We start from the raw sequence: 21,324 nt of genomic DNA on the forward strand, positions 1-21,324 counted from the left end.
TAAAGGCAGGGCTTCCCTGCCTTTTTTTCATCTGTGATATGCTTTTCTCGTTTCTTTGGCTCTCTTATTTATTCCTCTCTTCAAATATTTCATCCGTTTATAGAGTAATCGTTGTTGATCTTATTTGTTTTGATTTGCTATTATTAAGTTTCACTTCGAAACTTGTTGGTAGCGAATCAAAACATAATGTCTAAGCGTAATACTCAGCAACGTCGTCATACAATTGTGGGGATGGTCAATGAACAGGGCGAAGTGAGCGTTGACCAACTTGCAACTTGCTTTAAAACCTCTGAAGTTACCATCCGGAAAGATCTCGCCGCGTTAGAAAAAAATGGTTTACTGCTTCGCCGTTATGGTGGTGCGATTGCGATGCCATCCGAAATCGTGGCAACAGATGCCGAAGATAATATTTCAGTTTGTAAGTTAGCCATTGCGCAGGCGGCGGCGGCGCGCATTCGTGATCATAACCGGATCATTATCGACAGCGGCAGCACGACAGCCAGCCTGATCAGTTTACTCAATGCCAAGCAGGGATTGGTGGTGATGACTAACTCGCTGAATGTGGCGAGCGCGCTGAATGAGTTGGAAAACGAACCCACCCTATTAATGACCGGCGGTACCTGGGATCCGCATTCTGAATCGTTTCAGGGTCAGGTTGCGGAATCTGTTCTGCGGTCGTATGACTTTGATCAGCTGTTTATTGGCGCTGACGGTATCGATATCAGTCGTGGGACCACCACCTTTAATGAATTGATTGGTTTAAGCCGGGTGATGGCGGAAGTATCCCGTGAAGTGGTGGTGATGGTGGAATCAGACAAAGTAGGCCGCAAGATCCCCAATATGGAGTTGCCGTGGAATAACATCAGTACCTTGGTCACAGATGACGGCTTAAGCGCTGAAGCAAAAGAACAAATAGAACAGCAAGGTGTGCAGGTTATCTGCGCATCGGTTGAATAAGAATTAGGAGTTAATACGATGTGCGGGATTGTCGGTGCTGTTGCCCAGCGTGATGTGGCAGAAATTTTAGTTGAAGGCCTGCGTCGTCTTGAATACAGGGGTTACGACTCAGCAGGTGTGGCGATTGTCGATAGTGAAAATAACCTGAAACGCGTACGTCGTTTAGGTAAAGTCCAGGAACTGGCCAGCGCTGTTGATAGTTCGCCGCTGAGTGGCGGTACAGGTATTGCCCATACCCGTTGGGCGACCCACGGTGAGCCGTCTGAAGTTAATGCCCACCCCCATATGTCTGGTGATAATATTGCCCTGGTACACAACGGCATCATTGAAAACCATGAAGAGCTGCGTGGATTGCTGACCGAACGTGGTTATACGTTTGTTTCGCAGACCGATACCGAAGTGATTGCTCACTTGGTGGAATGGGAACTGCGTACCGCATCTACCCTGCTCAAAGCGGTACAGAAAACAGCAGCGCAGCTGGAAGGTGCCTACGGTACCGTGGTGATGGATCGCCGTGATCCTGAGCGTGTGGTTGTGGCGCGTTCAGGTAGCCCGCTGGTGATCGGTCTCGGTATTGGCGAAAACTTCCTGGCTTCAGATCAACTAGCCTTACTGAATGTGACCCGTCGCTTCATGTTCCTTGAAGAAGGCGATGTGGCTGAAATTACCCGCCGTGAAGTCAATATCTTTGATGTTGATGGCCAACCGGTTGAACGTGAAATCCACGAATCCAACCTGCAGCAAGATGCGGCGGATAAAGGACAGTACCGTCACTACATGCAAAAAGAGATTTACGAGCAGCCTAGCGCACTGATCAATACCATGGAAGGTCGCATCAATAGCGACTCGGTGATTGTTGACAGCATCGGTAATGGTGCGAGAGATATTCTGGAAAATGTTGAGCATGTACAGATTGTTGCCTGTGGCACTTCTTACAATGCCGGGATGGTGGCCCGTTACTGGTTTGAAGCGATGGCCGGAGTGAGCTGTGATGTCGAAATTGCCTCGGAGTTCCGTTACCGTAAGTTTGTCACCCGCCCTAACAGCCTGTTGATCACCTTGTCCCAGTCAGGTGAAACAGCAGATACACTGGCTGCCCTGCGCCTGGCGAAAGAGAAAGGCTACATGTCAGCGATGACGATCTGTAATGTTGCGGGCTCTTCTCTGGTACGTGAATCAGATCTGGCTTTCATGACCCGTGCCGGTACAGAGATCGGTGTTGCATCGACCAAAGCATTTACGACCCAGCTGGTTACCCTGCTAATGTTTGTCACTGCGCTGGGCAAAGAAAAAGGGCTGATTGATACCGCAAAAGAGAAAGAAATAGTCAATTCTCTACATCAGCTACCGACACAAATTGAAAAAGCACTGGCGTTTGATAAGCCAATTGAACAGTTAGCTGAAGACTTTGCCGACAAGCACCATGCCCTGTTCCTGGGTCGTGGTGAATTTTATCCAATAGCCATGGAAGCGTCACTGAAGCTGAAAGAGATCTCTTATATTCATGCTGAAGCTTATGCGGCGGGTGAACTGAAACATGGTCCATTGGCGCTGATTGATGCCGATATGCCGGTTATCGTGGTGGCACCAACCAATGATCTGTTAGAGAAGCTGAAGTCTAACATCGAAGAAGTCCGTGCCCGCGGTGGGTTGCTGTATGTCTTTGCCGATAGCGAAGCGGGCTTTGAAGCATGTGAAGGAATGAAGATCATCACGATGCCACGAGTAGACGATATTATTGCGCCTATCTTCTATACCGTACCGATGCAGTTACTGTCTTATCATGTTGCCTTGATCAAAGGGACCGATGTGGATCAACCGCGAAATCTGGCCAAAGCCGTAACGGTTGAATAAATTTATCCGCCGTTAAATGTCTTAAAAATGAGAAAAGGCGCCAATAGTGGCGCTTTTTTTTGTTTTAGCCTGTAACAAAAAAAGTGAACGTCTATTCTTTAGTACATCAATGACGAATTTGTTGCAAATAAGAAAAAGACTGATGGCTTTTATTATCTTGCAATTAAAAAAATAAAAATAACATTTAAGTTATTGATTGAATTAATTCTAATTCAGAGTTGGCTGATGTTGTGCGTACCTGGTTACAAAAGCCAGGTAGTCTTCATTTGATCTGTATTGGAGGTTATTTATGACAGATTCAAAAGCCCAAATTGCTGCACGTATTAAAGAAGCACGTGAATGGAAGGGGCTGACTCAGGTGCACATGGCACAGCAGTTACGTGTTGCCCGTCAGACTTATCTTGATTTGGAAACCGGAAAGACAGAGCCTAAAGTCAGACTGTTATCTGAGATCGCGGAAATTACCGAACGTCCTCTTACCTGGTTTGTTTATGGTGATGAAGGCATTGATATTTTAGAAAGCGAATATAAAGATGAGATAGATCGCTTGTTAAAATCCTTTAGCTGTTTACCCCACTCGGCGAGAAATGTCATTTTACAGCAAAGCATTAACCTGGCTGGCTTTATTGTGGAGTACACCAAAGCATTAACGTTGAAAGAGAAATAATCTCCTTTTTTGCTACCGCTATTCACGGTGGCGCACATGGCGTGTATGCCAAGGTGGGCACGGTTGTTTTTGTTTGCCCAGTTGGCCTGACATCGGAGGTTTCGCTTCACATTTTCAGTTTTCGTGACGTGATGTTATGTTTATCGGCGGCATAATTCATCTTTAATACCGACAAGTTATGTAACAACCATTCTATTTTAATGGCGTTAATTGTGTTGTAGGTAGTGATATTAAATAGATGGTGTGTGGATGGAATACTCAAAATCACGGATCGCTGAGAAAATTCGGGAAGCCAGAGAGTGGAACAAAATCACTCAAGTTGGCATGGCTGAGCAATTAGGTATTGCGCGGCAGACGTATTTGGATCTGGAGTCAGGTAAAACCGAGCCGAGAGTGTCAACCCTGCTCAGGGTTGCCGAGATCACCAGACGGCCATTATCCTGGTTTATTTATGATGGTGAAGGGCCGGTATCCCAAAATGAGCAAGAATATATCCAGCAATTACTTGCTCTGTTTGCTCAGGTTCCCCGTTCAATGAGAGCCCGTCTGATAGAGCATAATATTAACTTTGTCTCTTGCTGGGTGGATTACGTCGCTGATCTCAAGCGGAAGTGAAAAAGCAGCCGGATGGCTGCTTTTGTTGTTAAGACGTGGCTATTATTGTTTATTGGGCGAGGAAAAACTGGTAAGCCGGATTCCCGGTTTCATCTTTCCACTGGTAGCCAAGCTCACGTAAATGGCTGGTAAAAGACAGTAAATCTTGCTCTCCCAGCTCAAAGCCACACAGCACCCGACCGTAATCGGCACCGTGATTACGATAATTGAACAGACTGATATTCCAGTGCGATCCCAAGGTCGTCAGAAATTTCAGTAGCGCACCGGGATATTCAGGGAATTCAAAACTGTACAGCCTTTCCTGTAATGGCTTTGACGGGCGGCCGCCAATCATATAGCGAACATGCACCTTGGCCATTTCATCGTCAGATAGGTCGACCACGGGATAGCCGCCTTTACGCAGATCCTGAATGATGCCATCAAGCTCTTCTTGCCCCCGCATTAAACGGATCCCGACAAAGACATTCGCCAGCGTGTCATCGTTATAACGATAGTTAAACTCCGTTACCGCCCGGCCGCCTAAGATATGGCAGAAGTCGAGAAAGGCGCCCTGGCGCTCAGGGATGGTGACGGCCAGCAAGCCTTCTCGTTTCTCACCTAACTCGCAACGTTCCGAAACATAACGTAAGCCATGGAAATTAAGATTGGCACCAGACAAAATGGCAGCCAGCTGCTTATTCTGTACACCATGGACTTCGGTATATTTTTTTAAACCTGCCAGAGACAGCGCCCCTGACGGCTCTGCGATAGCACGGGTATCTTCAAAGATATCTTTCACTGCCGAGCATATTTCATCGCTGCTGACGGTAATGACATCATCAAGGTACTGTTGGCATAAACGGAACGTTTCCTCGCCGATACGCTTAACCGCAACACCGTCGGCAAACATGCCCACCTGATCTAGCGTGACAGGCTCTCCGGCATCCAGTGCCGCCTTTAAACAGGCCGAATCTTCTGCTTCGACGCCAATGACTTTGATCTCTGGCATCAGCTGTTTGAGCAGTACCGATACCCCTGCGGCAAGGCCACCGCCGCCAACCGGAACAAAAACATAGTCGAGATGACCATTTTGCTGAACCAGCTCCATACCGATGGTGCCCTGACCCGCAATGATCGATGGGTGATCGAATGGCGGGATGAAGGTATACCCATGCTGTCGAGCCAGGTTTTCTGCGTGGCTTTTTGCTTCGTCAAAGTTATTGCCATGCAGTATTACTTTGCCGCCAAAGCTTTTGACCGCTTCGACCTTGATATCCGGTGTAGTAAGCGGCATGACAATGGTTGCCTGTACATTTAGCTTATGGCCTGACAGTGCCAACCCCTGGGCATGGTTACCGGCAGAAGCGGCAATGACGCCTGCTTGTCGCTGACCCTGAGTTAGCTGTGACATCATGTTATAGGCACCACGTAGCTTGAACGAGTGGACCGGCTGGCGGTCTTCTCGTTTCAGTTGCACGTCATTACCGATTCTGGCTGATAGTCGACTCATGCTTTGCAGCGGGGTGACTTGCGCCACCTCGTAGACCGGTGCCCGAAGAATATCGCGAAGGTAATCGGCTCCGCTTAATAGCTCTGTACTTCCGGCCTGTTTTACTTCGCTCATCATCATTACCCTTCGAGTTTAGATTTATCGCGGATAGCGCCTTTGTCGGCGCTGGTGGCAAGAAGCGCGTACGCACGCAGCGCATACGACACGTCACGCTGGCGATCGGCGGGCTTCCAGCCGATTTGATTGGTTGCTTCGCGGCGTTGTGCCAATTCCGCCTCATCGACGCGTAGTTCAATACTGCGATTGGGAATATCAATATCGACGATATCACCATTGCGGATCAAACCAATAGTGCCACCGCTGGCAGCTTCCGGTGAAACATGCCCAATAGAGAGGCCGCTGGTACCGCCAGAGAAGCGGCCATCGGTGATCAGGGCGCACTCTTTGCCCAGACCCATCGACTTAAGATAAGTGGTCGGATAGAGCATTTCCTGCATGCCCGGGCCGCCTTTCGGGCCTTCATAGCGAATAACAACCACATCACCGGCTTTCACTTTGCCGCCTAGAATGCCTTCCACGGCAGAATCCTGGCTTTCAAATACGACGGCCGGGCCGCTGAAGGTTAAGCAGCTTTCATCAACCCCGGCGGTTTTCACAATACAGCCATCCGGGGCCATGTTGCCCGATAGCACCGCAAGGCCGCCATCCTGGCTAAAGGCGTGGGCTTTATTGCGAATACAGCCATTTTCACGGTCATCGTCGACACTGTCCCAGCGACAATCCTGCGAGAAGGCTTTGGTGGTACGAATACCCGCAGGGCCCGCGCGGAAGAAATCTTTGACTTCCTGGGAGTCCGTTACGGCAATATCAAACTGCGCTAAAGATTCCGCAAAAGTTTGTCCCAGCACGTTATGACAATCGCTATGGAATAAACCGGCGCGGTTGAGTTCGCCTAAAATACCGTATACGCCACCCGCACGGTGGACATCTTCCATATGATATTGCTGAGTAGACGGTGCGACTTTACACAGGTGGGGAACACGGCGAGACATCCGATCGATATCTTCCATGGTGAAATCAATCTCGCCTTCTTGTGCCGAGGCCAGCAGGTGCAATACGGTATTGGTTGAGCCGCCCATCGCAATATCCAGCGCCATGGCATTTTCAAAGGCTTTTTTGCTGGCGATATGGCGTGGCAGTGCGGTTTCATCATCCTGCTCGTAGTAGCGCTTAGTCAGTTGAACAATGCGTTTGCCGGCATTAAGAAACAGCTGTTCACGATCGGCATGGGTAGCCAGCATTGAACCGTTACCCGGCTGGCTTAAACCGAGCGCTTCGGTCAGGCAGTTCATCGAGTTGGCGGTGAACATACCGGAACACGATCCGCAGGTCGGGCAAGCAGACCGTTCTATTTGCTCGCTCTGCTCATCAGAGACGTTTGGATCGGCACCTTGGATCATCGCATCAACCAGATCCAGCTTGAGGATCTGATCGGATAATTTGGTTTTCCCTGCTTCCATCGGGCCACCCGAGACAAAAATCACCGGGATGTTGATCCGCAGTGCTGCCATCAGCATCCCCGGGGTGATCTTGTCACAGTTCGAGATGCACACCATGGCATCGGCGCAGTGGGCATTGACCATATACTCGACAGAATCGGCGATCAGTTCGCGTGATGGCAGTGAATACAACATGCCGCCGTGACCCATGGCGATACCGTCATCAACGGCAATGGTATTAAATTCCTTGGCGATACCGCCGGCTTTCTCGATTTCCCTTGCGACCAACTGTCCCATGTCTTTGAGGTGGACGTGGCCGGGTACAAACTGGGTAAATGAGTTCACTACGGCGATAATGGGTTTACCGAAATCTTCATCTTTAACCCCGGTTGCTCGCCATAAAGCGCGCGCACCTGCCATATTTCGTCCATGAGTTGTCGTTGCACTTCGATATTGAGGCATTGTTAAGTCCTTTATTTAGCAGATGGTGCATGGTCGGAATATACGTAATCTAACCAGCCCCACTTATCTTCTGTGGTGCCGTTAAACAGACCGAAGTAAGCCGCTTGGATGTCTTTGGTGATTGGACCGCGCTGGCCTTCACCCACGGTGATTTGGTCTACACTGCGAACTGGAACGATCTCAGCTGCCGTGCCGGTCATGAAAACTTCATCGGCAAGGTATAGCGCTTCGCGGGCAATATTTTCTTCCCGTACCGTGTAGCCCATTTCTTTCGCCAGCACCATGATTGAGTCTCGGGTGATGCCCGGTAGGATAGCGCTGGTGGCCGGGGGGGTAGAGAGGACCCCATTACGTACCACAAAAATATTTTCACCGGCACCTTCAGAAAGGTAACCGTCAACGCTGAGGGCGATCCCTTCGGCATAACCGTGGCGGCGCGCTTCACTGCCAACCAGCAGCGATGACAGATAGTTCCCCCCCGCTTTGGCAGCGGTAGGAATGGTATTTGGCGCGGCGCGGTTCCAGCTGGAAATCATCGCATCGACACCATTTTCAAGAGCCTCTTCGCCAAGGTACGACCCCCATGGGAAAGCTGCAACAATCAGATCCATTTCGGTATCAACCGGCGGGCAGACCCCTAGCCCAACATTGCCGACATAGCCCAGTGGACGAATGTAAGCCGATTCTAGTTTGTTGGCGCGAATCGTCTCGCGGCATATTTCCATTAGCTCTTCAGAGGAGTATGGGATCGGAAAGCGGTAAATTTTTGCCGAGTTTTTGAGGCGATCCATGTGTTCCTTATGGCGGAAAACAATCGGGCCTTTTGGCGTGTTGTAGCATCGAATGCCTTCAAAAACCGACGTGCCGTAGTGCATAGCATGGGTTAGGACGTGAACGTTCGCCTCTGCCCAGGGAACCATTTCACCATTAAACCAAATATAATCTGCTGTTTTTGCCATGTTGTGTTCCTTCCTTATACACTAATCTCGGTTTTCCAATATTGTTGTATCGACGGTGCGAATATCCCAAAGCTTTTCTATCTGATTGATAAGCGTACTGATGGGGCGATCGCTGTCGACGATAATTTCGACACTCGCAATTTTGCTTTCATGATTTTGGGTCGCCACCACTTTTTTTATAATAAAGCCGCGGTGACGGATAACGCGTAATACGCGTTCTAGTAATACTGGTTTATCATCCGCTTTGATGTCGAGTAAATATCTTTCCATTAGGTATTCTCCAGCATATCTTGGTTGGCAGCGCCGGGCGGAACTAACGGCCACACATTTTCTTCTTCAGAGATCAGTACGTGAAGTAAGTATGCCGTTTTACTGGCTAGCATCTCTTTTAAAGCCGGTTCAACGTCTTCTTTCTTGGTGATGGTTTTTCCCGGAATACCAAAAGCACTCGCCAGTACGACAAAATCAGGGTTGTCATCTAAGATCGTTTCGCTGTGGCGGCCATCAAAGAACAGCGATTGCCACTGTCTTACCATGCCCAGGCGCTGGTTATTGATCAGCACCATCTTCACTGGAATTTGCTTACGCTTTAGCGTACCCAGCTCTTGCACATTCATCATGAATGAGCCATCTCCCGAGATCAGGATCGATTCATCATCTGGCCTGGCGACTTTGGCCCCCATCGCCGCGGGCAAACCAAAGCCCATCGTACCCAAGCCGGCAGAAGTAATGTAGTTTTGCGGCTGGCGCGGCTGGGTATGTTGCGCTGCCCACATTTGGTGCTGGCCGACGTCGGTTGAGATCATCGCGCTGTCAGGCATCATGTCTGAGAGTTGCTTCAGCAACAGTGGCGCATAAATAAGATCGCCCGGGTGGTTATAGCGCCATTTGAAATCAGACCGTACCCTTTCACTGTGCCGGACCCAGGGCGTGATGTCTTGTGATAGCTCTAACTGTGGCAAAATCACATTAACATCGCCACGCAGGGGGGCATGGGCATGACGCAGCTTGCTGAACTCTGCGGCATCAATATCTAAGTGAATCACTTTGGCATGCGGGGCAAAGGTATCCAGTTTACCCGTCACCCGATCATCAAAACGGGCACCGACAACAATCAATAAGTCCGATTCTTGCACCACTAAGTTAGCAGCCTTGGTACCGTGCATACCGAGCATCCCCAAGTAGTGCGGGTCATGGCGTTCCACGGTACCCAACCCTTTAAGCGTACTCACGGAAGGCATTGGGTTAAGGCGTAGAAACGAACGGACAGTCTCGGTTGCTTTGGCCAGTTGCACCCCTCCGCCGACATAAAGCACCGGGCGCTGACTTTCAGACAAAAGACGCTGTGCTGCAGCGATCGACTCTGTTGTTGCCACGGGCATGGCGGGAGGCTCAATAAGTGGCAGTACTTCGACGGGGGCTTGGGCAAGCTGCACATCTTTGGCGATATCAACAATAACCGGACCCGGTCGGCCAGCTTTGGCAACGATGAATGCCTCCGCTAACGTTGGGGCAAGGTCGTTGATATCCGTGACGAGATAGCTGTGTTTGGTACAGGATAATGACATGCCTATCACATCCATTTCCTGGAAGGCATCGGTACCGATATGCGAACTGGCTACCTGTCCGGTTATCGCGACCAGCGGAACCGAATCAAGAAACGCATCGGCTAAACCGGTGACGAGATTGGTCGCCCCGGGGCCTGATGTTGCCATGCAGACCGCGACATCCTGAGTGGCTCGAGCCATACCAATTGCAGCCATTGCTGCCCCTTGTTCATGGCGGCAAAGAATGTGTTCGACACCACCATCATATAGCGCGTCATAGATTGGCATGATCGCGCCGCCTGGATAACCAAATATCGTGGCTATCCCCTGTTGTTGCAGCGCTGTAACAACTAACTCTGCCCCTGTCATCGCTGCTCCCCTTTCCCTGCTTGCGAGTTGCTGAAAGACGTATCGCTAGTTCTTTCAGCCTATTTACGTCCAGTGTTTAAAAAAAAGCCCCCGAACCGGTTTGGTGCGGGGGCTTTCTGCGTTTGTTGTGTTTGGTGTTACCTTACGCCTGCCAGCCCCTCTCGCGGTAAAATAATCACCACGATGACGTTAATAATGAGTGCAATGGCTTTGGCGTTAAATGGCATCTACTGTCTGTCCAGTTTTTATTGTTTATTTGTTGCTCTTCTTAATTGGTAACACAGACATGGCTCGCATGACAAGGAAAAACTTAAGATTTCTTTGCAAATGATCTGCATAAATAGGCTATTTGTGAAACGGAGTTGATGACGTTTATTAACTTATTTGTCTGCCATATCATCAGGATGATTAAAAATGCCGCTTGCCATTGTTCATAGCAGAGCTTGTGTTGGTGTTGATGCGCCAGCCGTCACGGTTGAAGTGCATCTGAGTAACGGAATGCCAGCTTTTAATTTAGTCGGCTTGCCAGAGACAACGGTCAAAGAAGCCCGTGATAGAGTCAGAAGTGCGATTGTTAATACCAATTTTGAATTCCCGTCCCGGCGGATCACCGTGAATTTGGCACCCGCAGATTTACCCAAAGAAGGGGGACGGTTTGATCTGCCTATTGCCTTGGGTATCCTTGCCGCATCAGGTCAAATTCCAGCAAATAAGCTGAAAGATCATGAGTTTTTAGGTGAATTGGCGTTGTCTGGTGAATTGCGAATGGTTAAAGGTGCGCTGCCTGCCGCTTTAGCGGCGATGAAAGCCCGGCGCTGTTTGGTCGTGCCTGATGATAATGGTGATCAGGTTGCCCTGGTGGGTAAAGAACAGCATAAGTCGGCTGCAGGTTTATTAACGGTTTGCGCCCATTTGTGTGGTCAGCAACAGTTGCGGTTGCACTATCGGAGTGAAGCTGAAATTGAACTGGAAAGGCCGGATTTCACCCGTGATATGCAAGATATTATTGGTCAGCAACAAGGTAAGCGGGCATTGGAAATTGCTGCTGCCGGTAGCCATAATTTGCTGTTTCTGGGGCCGCCCGGCACGGGGAAAACCATGCTGGCATCACGGCTGTGTGATTTGTTGCCTGACATGGATCACGAGGAGGCGCTGGAAACCGCGGCGGTTGCTTCGCTAACGCAACAAGCCCTGCACGAAGGGAATTGGTTAAAACGCCCTTTTCGTACCCCGCATCACTCTAGTTCAATGGCTGCACTCGTGGGTGGCGGATCTGTCCCGAAACCGGGTGAGATCTCGCTGGCCCATAACGGTATTTTGTTTCTTGATGAGATGCCGGAATTTGATCGAAAAGCCCTTGATTCGTTGAGAGAACCCTTAGAATCGGGGGAGATCGTGATTTCGCGTGCCACCAGCAAAACGTGTTTTCCGGCCCGCTTTCAACTAATAGGCGCCCTTAATCCCAGTCCGACAGGTTATTACGAAGGTAATCAAACCCGGACCAATCCGCAGGCCATATTGCGGTATCTAGGCCGCCTTTCCGGTCCGCTTCTTGACAGGTTTGATATGTCGATTGAAATTCCCGCCCTGCCCCGTGGCACATTGGCCGAAGGCGGTGATCGTGGTGAGCCCAGCGAGGTGATAAAGCGGCGGGTTCTTCAGGCCCGGCAAGTGATGTTGGCGCGTGGTGGGAAAGTCAATGCCCTGTTATCGATCCGAGAGCTGGATAAGCATTGCGAATTAGCGAAAGCGGATGCCCAATTTTTGGAAGCGGCGTTGCACCAGCTGGGGTTGTCGGTTCGTGCCTATCACCGGATCATCAAGGTGGCCAGGACTATTGCCGATCTGGGGGGTAAAGAACACATTGAGCGGGGGCATTTAGCGGAAGCGCTTGGTTACCGCTCGATGGATCGGTTATTAAAAAGGCTGACGGCACAGGTGATATAGCCGATAAAAAAAGGGCCTCTGGCCCTTTCTGAACAAAGACGGAAACTTACTTTTTCAACAGGAAGTTAACCAGTTCAAAATACTCTTCAGTCGATTTAATCTTACCGGCTTGTACCAGGTACTTGTTGTTAACAATCACCGCAGGGACACCAGTTAAGCCGCTGTCCGTGAAGGCTTTATTGGAGCGGTTTACCATAGAGTTAACGGCAAAGCTGTTGTAGGCACCATCAAAATCCTCGGCACTCATGCCTTCATCGATAAAGATTTGACGAAGTTCCTGATCGTTGCGAGGGGGCTTTTTCATGGTGTGAATACGGTTAAACAGTACTGGGGTCATTTTGTCCTCCACCCCCATAACCACGGCCGTCGAATAGGCTTTACTCATGGAATTACCCATTGGACCGCCCATGAACGACACATGGTTTTTTTGTAGTTTAGCGTTGTCTGGCAACGTTTTTTTCAGTGCCTGAATCATGGGTTCAAAGCTATGACAGTGCGGGCAGTAGAAAGAGAAGAACTCTGTCACTATCGGGCTGCTTGATTGGGGCAGTTCAAGCACTTTGTAATGATCGCCTTCCGTAAACTTGGCCGCGTGAACGGAAAAAGACAATAAGGCTACGCTGGCTAGAGCGAGTAGTTTCTTCATCATGTTTAGGTGTACTCCCTGAGGTATTAACAGAAATAGCACCGGGCTATTTCTTTTGTTATGGGTGGAACTGTTTATTGTGAGGATCTTACCACTGCGGCATCAGCTGTAGTGGGGGTTCATTTAAAGCAGCCAGTTGTTCTTTAAATGAAAGCACTTGGCCTTCCCAGTATTTTGCATCAGCAAACCATGGGAATGCACGCGGAAATGCCGGATCTTGCCAGCGTTTTGCTAACCAGGCCATATAGTGCACCATTCTAAGACCGCGTAAAGGCTCAATTAGTTGCAATTCTTTGGGGTTAAAGTCAGCAAATTCGCTATAAGCTTCCAGCAGAGTATCTAGCTGGGCCATTTGGTCATGGCGCTCGCCGTTTAACAACATCCATAAATCCTGCACGGCTGGACCATTTCGCGCATCATCCAGGTCGACAAAGAGTGGTCCGTCACGCCACATTATATTGCCGGGATGGCAGTCGCCATGAAGGCGAATGGATTGCCAGTCTGTATGCCAGTGCTGGCTGAGTTCGCGGATCAGTAAATCCAGATCGGAAAAAAAGACGGTTTTAAGGTGATCTGGAATAAAATCCGCATTTTCTAAAATCTGGCGAGGTTGGTGAAGGTATTCATCCAGCCCGATGGTGGGGCGATGGATAAATGCTTTGCTCTGGCCGGCACGGTGGATACGGCCGAGAAAGCGCCCGACCCACTCAAGCTGGTCAAGGTTATCCACTTCAAATTGGCGACCGCCAACACTTGGGAACAGTGCAAAACGATGTTGCTCAAAATGCATCAAGGTTTCACCCGCAAAGGCGATAGGTGCTGCTACCGGAATTTCGTGTTCAGCAAGTTCATGAGTAAAATCGTGCTCTTCCTGAATTTGCTCATTACTCCAGCGTTGCGGGCGATAGAACTTGACCACATAACGCTCGCCGTCTTCGGCTTTAAATTGATAGACGCGATTTTCATAGCTGTTAAGCGCCAGTAATCCTGATTCGGCCCGTACACCAGTACTTTCAATGGCGTCGAGCAATAAATCAGGAGTCAGATCGGAAAAACTAAAGCCTTGTTGTGTCATGGTGACCAATTCCGAAACCTAGGTAATTAAAGCGGTAGTATATCATCATATTGAAAAAGGGCCTGATTAGGCCCTTTTCTGGCTCATAGTGATGAACTGGGTTAGCGAAGTTCGCCGATAAACCGGCTCTCGGTCTGTAGCCGGATTTTGTTTTCCCCTTCGCCTCTTTCCAGAATAAAAGTGATATCCGCAATGGGGGTTTTCAATAAATAAGGATCAACCCCCAGGCTGATTGGCAAGGTATAAATTTCGCCTGCAGAAATAGTCACTGTTTGCGGGCCATACCATTCAACGTCTTCCAGTCCATCGACCGCGAGCGTGTAGGTGGTATCCTGCTGGGTTTTATTGAGAATTTTTAAGGTATAGGTATTTTCTATCAGGCCTTCATTATTGATCCGGAATAAATCGTTGCGGTCACGCAGAACATCCAGCCCCATAGGCTGCACAGAGGCGAGTAAGTATAAGAACAGGCCTGCCATGGCGACCATGACCGCACCATAGCCGAGCAGTTTAGGACGCAAAACATGGGTTTTATGCCCTTCTAGCTTATGCTCTGTGGTATAGCTGATCAGGCGTGTCTCATACCCCATGCGTTCCATGGTCTGATCACAAGCATCGACACAGGCTCCGCAGTTAATGCATTCATATTGCAGGCCGTCACGAATATCGATCCCGGTCGGGCATACCTGAACACACAGGTCACAGTCAATACAGTCACCCAGCCCTAACGCTTTCGGATCTTTTTTACGCGGACGCGGCCCGCGAGCTTCCCCGCGTTCAGCATTATAACCAACGATGTAAGTATCTTTGTCGAACATCGCGGATTGGAAGCGGGCGTAAGGGCACATATGGATACAGACAATAGAACGCATCCAGCCTGCATTGGCATAGGTACAACCGGCAAAAAACAGTACCCAGAAACCGGCCCAGAAGCCGACATTAAAGGTGAAAAAATCGATAACCAATTCTTTTATTGGCAAAAAATAGCCAACAAAAGTGAGGCCGGTAGCCAATGCTACGGCCCACCAGGCGGTATGTTTCAGGATTTTCCTGCCCAGCAATTTTCCGGTCATTGGCAGGGAATCTTGCTTACGGCGCTTATTGGCGGCGCCTTCGAGTTTTTCTTCAAACCAGATATAGATGAAGGTCCAGACCGTTTGCGGACAGAAATAACCACACCAGACGCGTCCCAGAAAAGTGGTCACAAAAAACAGAGCAAAGGCCGCAATCATGAACAGGACGGCCAGCAGGGTTAAATCTTGCGGCCATAGGGTAGTGCCAAAGAAGTTAAACTGCTGGTGGCCAATATCCAGTAAAATAGCCTGACGGTCACCATAAGAAATCCACGGTACGCCCATAAAAAGCAGCATAAACAGCCACCCCATACGTTGGCGCAATTTCTGATAAATTCCTTTAACGGCACGGACATAGATTTGATTGCTTGGATTGAAACGATCGGAGGTGCCTTTGTGCGTCTTGGGATTAAATTGCTGCGCGGTGACATCCTTGATTTTAATTTTCTCGTGGCTCATGACATGACTTCCTCGGGCTTCCTTATACTGAATTAGCAAAAGGCTTCCGGCTCAGGTACGTTGCCTGACCGATATGTAAATTATAATAAGCAGATGTTGTTAATTATATAACACCTCGTGGGCCGATTACTCTAACAAGGTCATAGTTTCAGCAATAGGTGGCGTGAGTGGGGGCTATAGCGGGGAAGAGGGCTGATCTGATGATCAGCCATGATGAAATACCCGAGGATGTAACAGGGTCAGTCTTATTTTATAATGCCGCGAGCACGTAATATCGCAGTTTTGAAATCATTTTCGCAATCTTTAGCGATGCCCGGGATCATTGTTTTATCATCGCTGTTGCGCATTTTCAGATGATAGATCAGCACGTCATCGGTCAAGTCTTCTAATTGACCTTCGTATTTTGCTTCTTCAGCCAGTTTGATAAGAAATTGAACCAGGTTGAGATCTGGGTCTTTTTTCCATTCAGGGTGGATCAATTCAATCAGTTCGTTAACGCGATGGGTCTTCATTTTTTCTCCACAATTAAGGCTGAGCTGAAAATATTGTTATATTTTATGGCGGGTAAATTATAACAAACTTTGGATTGATACAAATGGTAACAAGGCCGTGATACGGCGGCAGGAGGCATAATGCTAGGTGAAAAATGATCGGGATGAACAAAAGGCAGCGAGGGTAGCACTGCCTTTGACTGATAGCCCCCGTAAGGACGAGGATTAAGCGGCTTGCTCGTTATCAGGGGTTACACCAACTGGCTCGTGGACCGGCATGGTGTGAACGTCTGCAACGTGCTGAGGCACTTTTTTTGTTTTAAACCTTGGAGCAAAAGTGCTGCTGCGTAAACGAGATGGACTGCGAGGGGTGGTACTTATATACCTGGCCGGGGATGCAGGGCGCATGATTTACCTAGTGTCAGGCTCATCCGTGGCCAAAAAATAAAATCAATACCTCCGCAGGGGTAACCCCATAGGCAAAGCCCGTCCGGAACCGAGATATTGGGTTTTTCGTGTTATTTTCGGCGCAGAGAATAGCAACAAGCGAATGATAAGTCGAGCAAACTATGAGCGCTTAATGTGGTGTTTTTCGTCAATTTTATGTTGAATAGAAAGAGAATGTAGGGCTTGTGTTGCAAGTGTGAAGATAAGCTGTTTCACAGCCATGGCTTTATGGTGTAATGCAGAAACTATTATAAAAAAGAGCCTGTGTAGAGAGGGTGAATGGAACACGATCAGCAGCGATTAGTCGTTAATCGCAACTTGTCTTATAAATTAGCAGAATCAATCGGACAACGTATATTACAGGGAGAAACAAAGCCCGGTGACATTTTACCGGGAGAAGTTGAACTCGGTGAAATGTACGGCGTCAGCCGTACTGCGGTTCGCGAAGCGATCAAGATGCTGGCGGCGAAAGGTATGGTATTGCCCCGCCCGCGTATTGGCACCCGAGTCTTGCCAAAGCGTAACTGGAATTATCTCGATCAGGATTTACTGGCCTGGTTGAATTTTGATGAACATTGCGAATTAGTGGCAGAGTTTCAGCAGGTACGACTCACCTTAGAGCCAGAGGCCGCGGCGTTGACTGCTCTGAATGCCAGTGATAGCGATCGGGATGAACTACAGGCCCTGATGCAGGAAATGCATAGTCTGGGTAAGCATTTTGATCAGAATAAATGGATTGAAGTCGATACGCGGTATCATCAACTGATCTATTTTGCTTCCGGTAACCATTTTATCAGTCCGTTTGGTAATTTGTTTAAAGCGGTTTTTGAAAACTATTTCCGTATTATTACCCGGGATCGGTTATTGAAGCTGGATATTCATCAACGTATTGTTGATGGCATTATCGCGCGAGATCCTGACGCGGCCCGCCGAGCTACGGTTGAGCTGCTAAAATAGCGAGCAGCATTTTTCTTTAAAAACACCAATGGTCAAGGTGAGTTTTGGTTCATGTTCATCATCAGAGAGATTATTTTTAAGGCTGTTTCAGGTTGAGCTTACAAGTGTAAGTTCAACTGTGTCATACTGCTTATGTTTTGAACATGAAACCTACGTTGGGATGGCTGAGATGAGTAAGAATATGGCGCTAAAGCCAGAATATTCGACAGCTGAAGAAGTGGCTAATAGTATCAGCCATGGCTTCGGGATGATTTTTGGTATCGTGGGCCTGGTTTTATTGTTGCTTCAGGCGATAGATGCCAATGCCGATGCTCTGAGCCTTGTCAGCCTGAGTATTTATGGGAGCAGCATGATATTGCTGTATCTCGCGTCTACTTTATACCATGCGATCCCTTTTGAACGGACCAAACGCGCCCTGAAAACCTTTGATCACTGTGCAATCTATCTGCTGATTGCCGGTACTTATACCCCTTTCTTGCTGATTTCATTACGCACCCCTTTGGCCATCACGTTAATGACCGTGATATGGGGCTTGGCACTGATAGGAATCGCGCTGAAAATTATCTTTGTCTACCGCTTTAAACGCCTGTCGCTGGTGACGTACCTTACCATGGGCTGGTTATCGTTGATTGCGATCTATCAACTGGCCTTGTCGCTATCGCATGGCGGCCTAGTGTTGCTTGGCTTAGGCGGAGTGATCTATTCGCTGGGCGTGGTGTTTTACGTTAATGATCGTATTCCTTATAACCACGCCATCTGGCATCTGTTTGTGCTCGGCGGTACGATGTGCCATTTCTTTGCTATCTACTATTACGTCAAGCCGATTTAAACTGCCGGGTCAGATAGTCAAAGAGAGCGATCTCGCTCTCTTTATTGCTGTCTAGTCGATTAGTTACGCCAGAAGGCCGGAAAGAACACCACTAAGACGGTCAGTATTTCCAGGCGCCCCATCAGCATCCCGAAGCTCAGGACCCATTTGGCGAGATCCGGCAGCGTCGCAAAATTACCGGTCGGGCCAATGACATTGCCCATCCCCGGCCCGACATTGGCAACCGCAGTGACGGCTCCGGTAACACTGGTTACCGGGTCTAACCCCAGGAGGCCAAGTATGGCGGCAATAAGTACGATCGTGATGATAAAGGTTAAGGCGAATGCGACCACTGAGCGGACGATGCTTTCTGTGACCGGCCGGCCGTTATAACGCTGGATGAACATTCCTGACGGATGGATCAGCTGCATCATTTGTTTGCGCAATAAGGCAAAAGCGACCTGAAAGCGGAAGATCTTGATCCCGCCAGCCGTTGAACCCGAACATCCCCCGACCAGCATAATAAAGGCAAAGATAATGCTTGGCAGTGGACCCCAGGACGTAAAGTCATCAAGGCCGAACCCGGTGGTGGTGACGACTGAAATGATGTTAAACAGCGAAACTCTAAATGCATCGCTAAAGGCGTAATCCAGTTTCCAGGTTAACCACAATGCCACGATCAGCCCTGCAGTCAGAACCAATAATGTGAAGCCACGTACCTGGGCGTCGGTCAGTAGTGCTGCGGCACTTTTTTTCCGCAAAACCTGGACGAATAGCAGAAACGGTAACCCACCCGCGAACATGAAAACAATCGCGACCCAGTGAGCACTGTTGGAAAAGTGATTCATTGAACCATCTGAGGTTGAGTAGCCTCCGGTTGATAAGGTAGTGAACGCATGGTTTATGGCATCGAAGGTGTTCATCCCTGTCATGATAAAACCGAGAATACACAGCAGAGTCAGGACCAGATAGACGATCACGATATTCTTCGCCACGCTCTTGGTTCGAGGTGAGCTTTTCTCTGACCAGTCTGATGATTCCGTCTGGAACAGGCGCATTCCCCCGACGTTGAGCATCGGCAGGATCGCGACCCCCATGACAATGAAGCCAATCCCCCCGAGCCATTGTAAGGTGGAACGCCATAGCAGAATACTCGGTGCCATATCATCCAGACCGCTGAGCACCGTCGAACCGGTCGTGGTGATCCCCGACATGGTTTCAAAGTAAGCATCGGTAAAGCTGATATGGTTGATAAACACGAAGGGTAATGCGGCAAAGGCACTGGCAATCGTCCACACCAGCGTGGTGATCAGGAACATATCCCTGACCCCTAATTTAAACTTCTGGGTACGGCCAAATGTCAGGCACAGAAAAGCCACGGTATGGGTGATGAATACCGCAATGGCAAAATCGATAAACCCGCCGGTGCCGGTAAAAAAGGCGACCAGAGTCGGGACGTACATGAACAGGGCTATCTTAGATAGAACCAGCCCAATTACGAATAATATGGGACGAAAATTGACCATAATGTTATACAGGTAGTCTTACAAGAAGAACGGGCTTGGTTGGAATAAGCGCTCAACATCTGGGATATATTTTTTATCAACCAGGAACATCACGACGTGATCATCCTGCTCTATTAATGTGCGGTCGTGGGCAATCAGTACTTCATCGCCACGAACCACTGCGCCAATGGTGGTACCCGGTGGAAGCTTGATATCACCAATGGCACGGCCAACGACTTTCGAGGTGCTGGAATCACCGTGGGCGATAGCCTCAATGGCTTCAGCGGCCCCGCGGCGCAATGAAGAGACATTGACAATATCGGCTCTGCGGACATGGGTCAGTAAGGCTGAAATGGTTGCCTGCTGTGGGGAGATCGCGATATCAATATTGCCGCCTTGCACTAAGTCCACATACGCACCGCGCTGGATCAGCACCATGACTTTTTTGGCGCCCATGCGTTTGGCCAGCATCGCCGACATGATGTTGGCTTCATCGTCATTGGTTACCGCAATGAACACATCAATTTGCTCAATATGCTCTTCGCTCAGCAGTTCCTGATCTGAGGCATCCCCACAGAAGACGATGGTATTTTCCAGCATTTCTGACAGATTTTCTGCGCGTTCAGGATTACGTTCAATCAGCTTAACACTGTAAGACTGCTCCAGACGACGAGCCAGACCTGCCCCGATATTACCGCCGCCGACAATCATCAGGCGTTTGTATGGTTTCTCAAGACGTTGCAGTTCACTCATTACCGAACGGATATGGTTACTGGCTGCCACGAAGAACACTTCGTCATCAGCTTCGATAATGGTGGTACCTTGCGGCCTAATCGGCTGCCCCTGGCGAAAAATGGCGGCAACACGCGTATCGACATGCGGCATGTGTTCGCGAAGTGCCGACAGGGCATTACCGACCAGCGGGCCACCGTAATAGGCTTTAACGGCGACCAGACCGACTTTATCTTCAGCAAAACCGACCACCTGCAGCGCGCCTGGATACTCGATCAAGCGTTCGATATACCCGGTAACCAGTTCTTCCGGGGCAATCAGGTGATCAACCGGTACGGCATCTGACTGGAATAACAACTCTTTTTCTTTGAGGTATTCCGGCGACCGGATGCGAGCGACCCGGTTGGGAGTATTGAACAGAGAAAAGGCGATTTGGCAGGCGATCATGTTGGTTTCGTCAGAGTTAGTGACGGCAACCAACATGTCGGCATCCTGAGCGCCAGCTTCACGCAAGGTACGGGGGTGGCTGGCAAAACCTTGTACAACCCGCAGGTCATATTTATCCTGCAATTCACGCAGGCGTTTAGGGTCTTTATCAACGATAGTAATATCATTGTTTTCACCGACAAGGTTCTCAGCCAGTGTGCCACCGACCTGGCCGGCGCCGAGAATGATAATTTTCATAGCATATGCCTGATTATATTCTTCTGTATTGGTTACAACGACCACAGTACCAGAACATCCTGAGATGTTCTGGTACTGTGGT

Annotated in this window: 18 protein-coding genes; 7 read left to right on the forward strand and 11 right to left on the reverse strand. The window is 49.2% G+C overall.

Annotated elements, in window-relative coordinates:
• Positions 1-186: 186 nt before the first annotated feature.
• The 4 genes from R3289_RS18300 to R3289_RS18315 all read left to right on the forward strand — a co-directional run bounded on the left by R3289_RS18300 (position 187) and on the right by R3289_RS18315 (position 4,093).
• Positions 187-957: a DeoR/GlpR family DNA-binding transcription regulator gene (locus R3289_RS18300; RefSeq protein WP_318927218.1), complete on the forward strand. Its 771-nt coding sequence runs from the start codon at positions 187-189 to the stop codon at positions 955-957.
• 18 nt (positions 958-975) lie between these two features.
• Positions 976-2,811: a glutamine--fructose-6-phosphate transaminase (isomerizing) gene (glmS, locus tag R3289_RS18305; protein ID WP_318927220.1), complete on the forward strand. Its 1,836-nt coding sequence runs from the start codon at positions 976-978 to the stop codon at positions 2,809-2,811.
• 289 nt (positions 2,812-3,100) lie between these two features.
• Entirely contained in the window at positions 3,101-3,478 is a 378-nt protein-coding gene (locus R3289_RS18310) for a helix-turn-helix transcriptional regulator (RefSeq protein WP_318927221.1), read from the forward strand.
• A gap of 249 nt (positions 3,479-3,727) precedes the next feature.
• On the forward strand, positions 3,728-4,093 hold the full coding sequence (locus R3289_RS18315) for a helix-turn-helix transcriptional regulator (RefSeq protein ID WP_318927223.1): 366 nt from the start codon (positions 3,728-3,730) through the stop codon (positions 4,091-4,093).
• Positions 4,094-4,142: 49 nt separating this feature from the next.
• Here R3289_RS18315 and ilvA read toward each other — a convergent pair whose 3' ends face one another.
• From ilvA to ilvG, 5 genes are read right to left on the reverse strand one after another with little or no spacing between them, the layout of a single operon-like run.
• Complete coding sequence (gene ilvA, locus R3289_RS18320; RefSeq protein ID WP_318927225.1) at positions 4,143-5,696, reverse strand: threonine ammonia-lyase, biosynthetic; 1,554 nt, start codon at positions 5,694-5,696, stop codon at positions 4,143-4,145.
• A 5-nt stretch (positions 5,697-5,701) separates the two neighbouring features.
• Entirely contained in the window at positions 5,702-7,543 is a 1,842-nt protein-coding gene (gene ilvD / locus R3289_RS18325) for a dihydroxy-acid dehydratase (protein ID WP_318927227.1), read from the reverse strand.
• Positions 7,544-7,554: 11 nt separating this feature from the next.
• Entirely contained in the window at positions 7,555-8,502 is a 948-nt protein-coding gene (locus tag R3289_RS18330; RefSeq protein WP_318927228.1) for a branched-chain amino acid transaminase, read from the reverse strand.
• A gap of 21 nt (positions 8,503-8,523) precedes the next feature.
• Positions 8,524-8,772, reverse strand: a complete 249-nt coding sequence (gene ilvM, locus R3289_RS18335; protein ID WP_318927229.1) for an acetolactate synthase 2 small subunit — start codon at positions 8,770-8,772, stop codon at positions 8,524-8,526.
• Positions 8,772-10,418: an acetolactate synthase 2 catalytic subunit gene (ilvG, locus tag R3289_RS18340; protein WP_318927231.1), complete on the reverse strand. Its 1,647-nt coding sequence runs from the start codon at positions 10,416-10,418 to the stop codon at positions 8,772-8,774. The genes ilvM and ilvG overlap by 1 nt, the downstream gene beginning before the upstream one ends.
• A gap of 414 nt (positions 10,419-10,832) precedes the next feature.
• Between ilvG and R3289_RS18345 the strand changes: the two genes are divergently transcribed.
• Positions 10,833-12,365, forward strand: a complete 1,533-nt coding sequence (locus tag R3289_RS18345; RefSeq protein ID WP_318927233.1) for a YifB family Mg chelatase-like AAA ATPase — start codon at positions 10,833-10,835, stop codon at positions 12,363-12,365.
• Positions 12,366-12,411: 46 nt separating this feature from the next.
• On the opposite strand, the gene R3289_RS18350 is transcribed toward R3289_RS18345, so the two are convergent.
• The 4 genes from R3289_RS18350 to R3289_RS18365 all read right to left on the reverse strand — a co-directional run bounded on the left by R3289_RS18350 (position 12,412) and on the right by R3289_RS18365 (position 16,130).
• Entirely contained in the window at positions 12,412-13,014 is a 603-nt protein-coding gene (locus R3289_RS18350) for a thiol:disulfide interchange protein DsbA/DsbL (protein ID WP_318927235.1), read from the reverse strand.
• A gap of 85 nt (positions 13,015-13,099) precedes the next feature.
• Positions 13,100-14,086, reverse strand: a complete 987-nt coding sequence (locus tag R3289_RS18355) for a serine/threonine protein kinase (RefSeq protein ID WP_318927237.1) — start codon at positions 14,084-14,086, stop codon at positions 13,100-13,102.
• A 101-nt stretch (positions 14,087-14,187) separates the two neighbouring features.
• Complete coding sequence (gene ccoG / locus R3289_RS18360) at positions 14,188-15,618, reverse strand: cytochrome c oxidase accessory protein CcoG (RefSeq protein WP_318927239.1); 1,431 nt, start codon at positions 15,616-15,618, stop codon at positions 14,188-14,190.
• 245 nt (positions 15,619-15,863) lie between these two features.
• Positions 15,864-16,130, reverse strand: a complete 267-nt coding sequence (locus R3289_RS18365; protein WP_318927241.1) for a YihD family protein — start codon at positions 16,128-16,130, stop codon at positions 15,864-15,866.
• A 705-nt stretch (positions 16,131-16,835) separates the two neighbouring features.
• On the opposite strand from R3289_RS18365, the gene R3289_RS18370 reads away from it, so the two are divergent.
• Entirely contained in the window at positions 16,836-17,513 is a 678-nt protein-coding gene (locus tag R3289_RS18370; protein WP_318927243.1) for a FadR/GntR family transcriptional regulator, read from the forward strand.
• Between the two features lie 169 nt (positions 17,514-17,682).
• Positions 17,683-18,342, forward strand: coding sequence for a PAQR family membrane homeostasis protein TrhA (gene trhA, locus R3289_RS18375; protein ID WP_318927245.1), 660 nt, complete (start codon positions 17,683-17,685; stop codon positions 18,340-18,342).
• A 59-nt stretch (positions 18,343-18,401) separates the two neighbouring features.
• On the opposite strand, the gene R3289_RS18380 is transcribed toward trhA, so the two are convergent.
• Positions 18,402-19,847, reverse strand: coding sequence for a TrkH family potassium uptake protein (locus tag R3289_RS18380; RefSeq protein WP_318927247.1), 1,446 nt, complete (start codon positions 19,845-19,847; stop codon positions 18,402-18,404).
• Between the two features lie 18 nt (positions 19,848-19,865).
• Positions 19,866-21,242, reverse strand: a complete 1,377-nt coding sequence (gene trkA, locus R3289_RS18385; protein ID WP_318927249.1) for a Trk system potassium transporter TrkA — start codon at positions 21,240-21,242, stop codon at positions 19,866-19,868.
• Positions 21,243-21,324 lie beyond the last annotated feature (82 nt).

Source organism: Photobacterium sp. (genome assembly GCF_033720175.1).
Taxonomy (GTDB): Bacteria; Pseudomonadota; Gammaproteobacteria; order Enterobacterales; family Vibrionaceae; genus Photobacterium.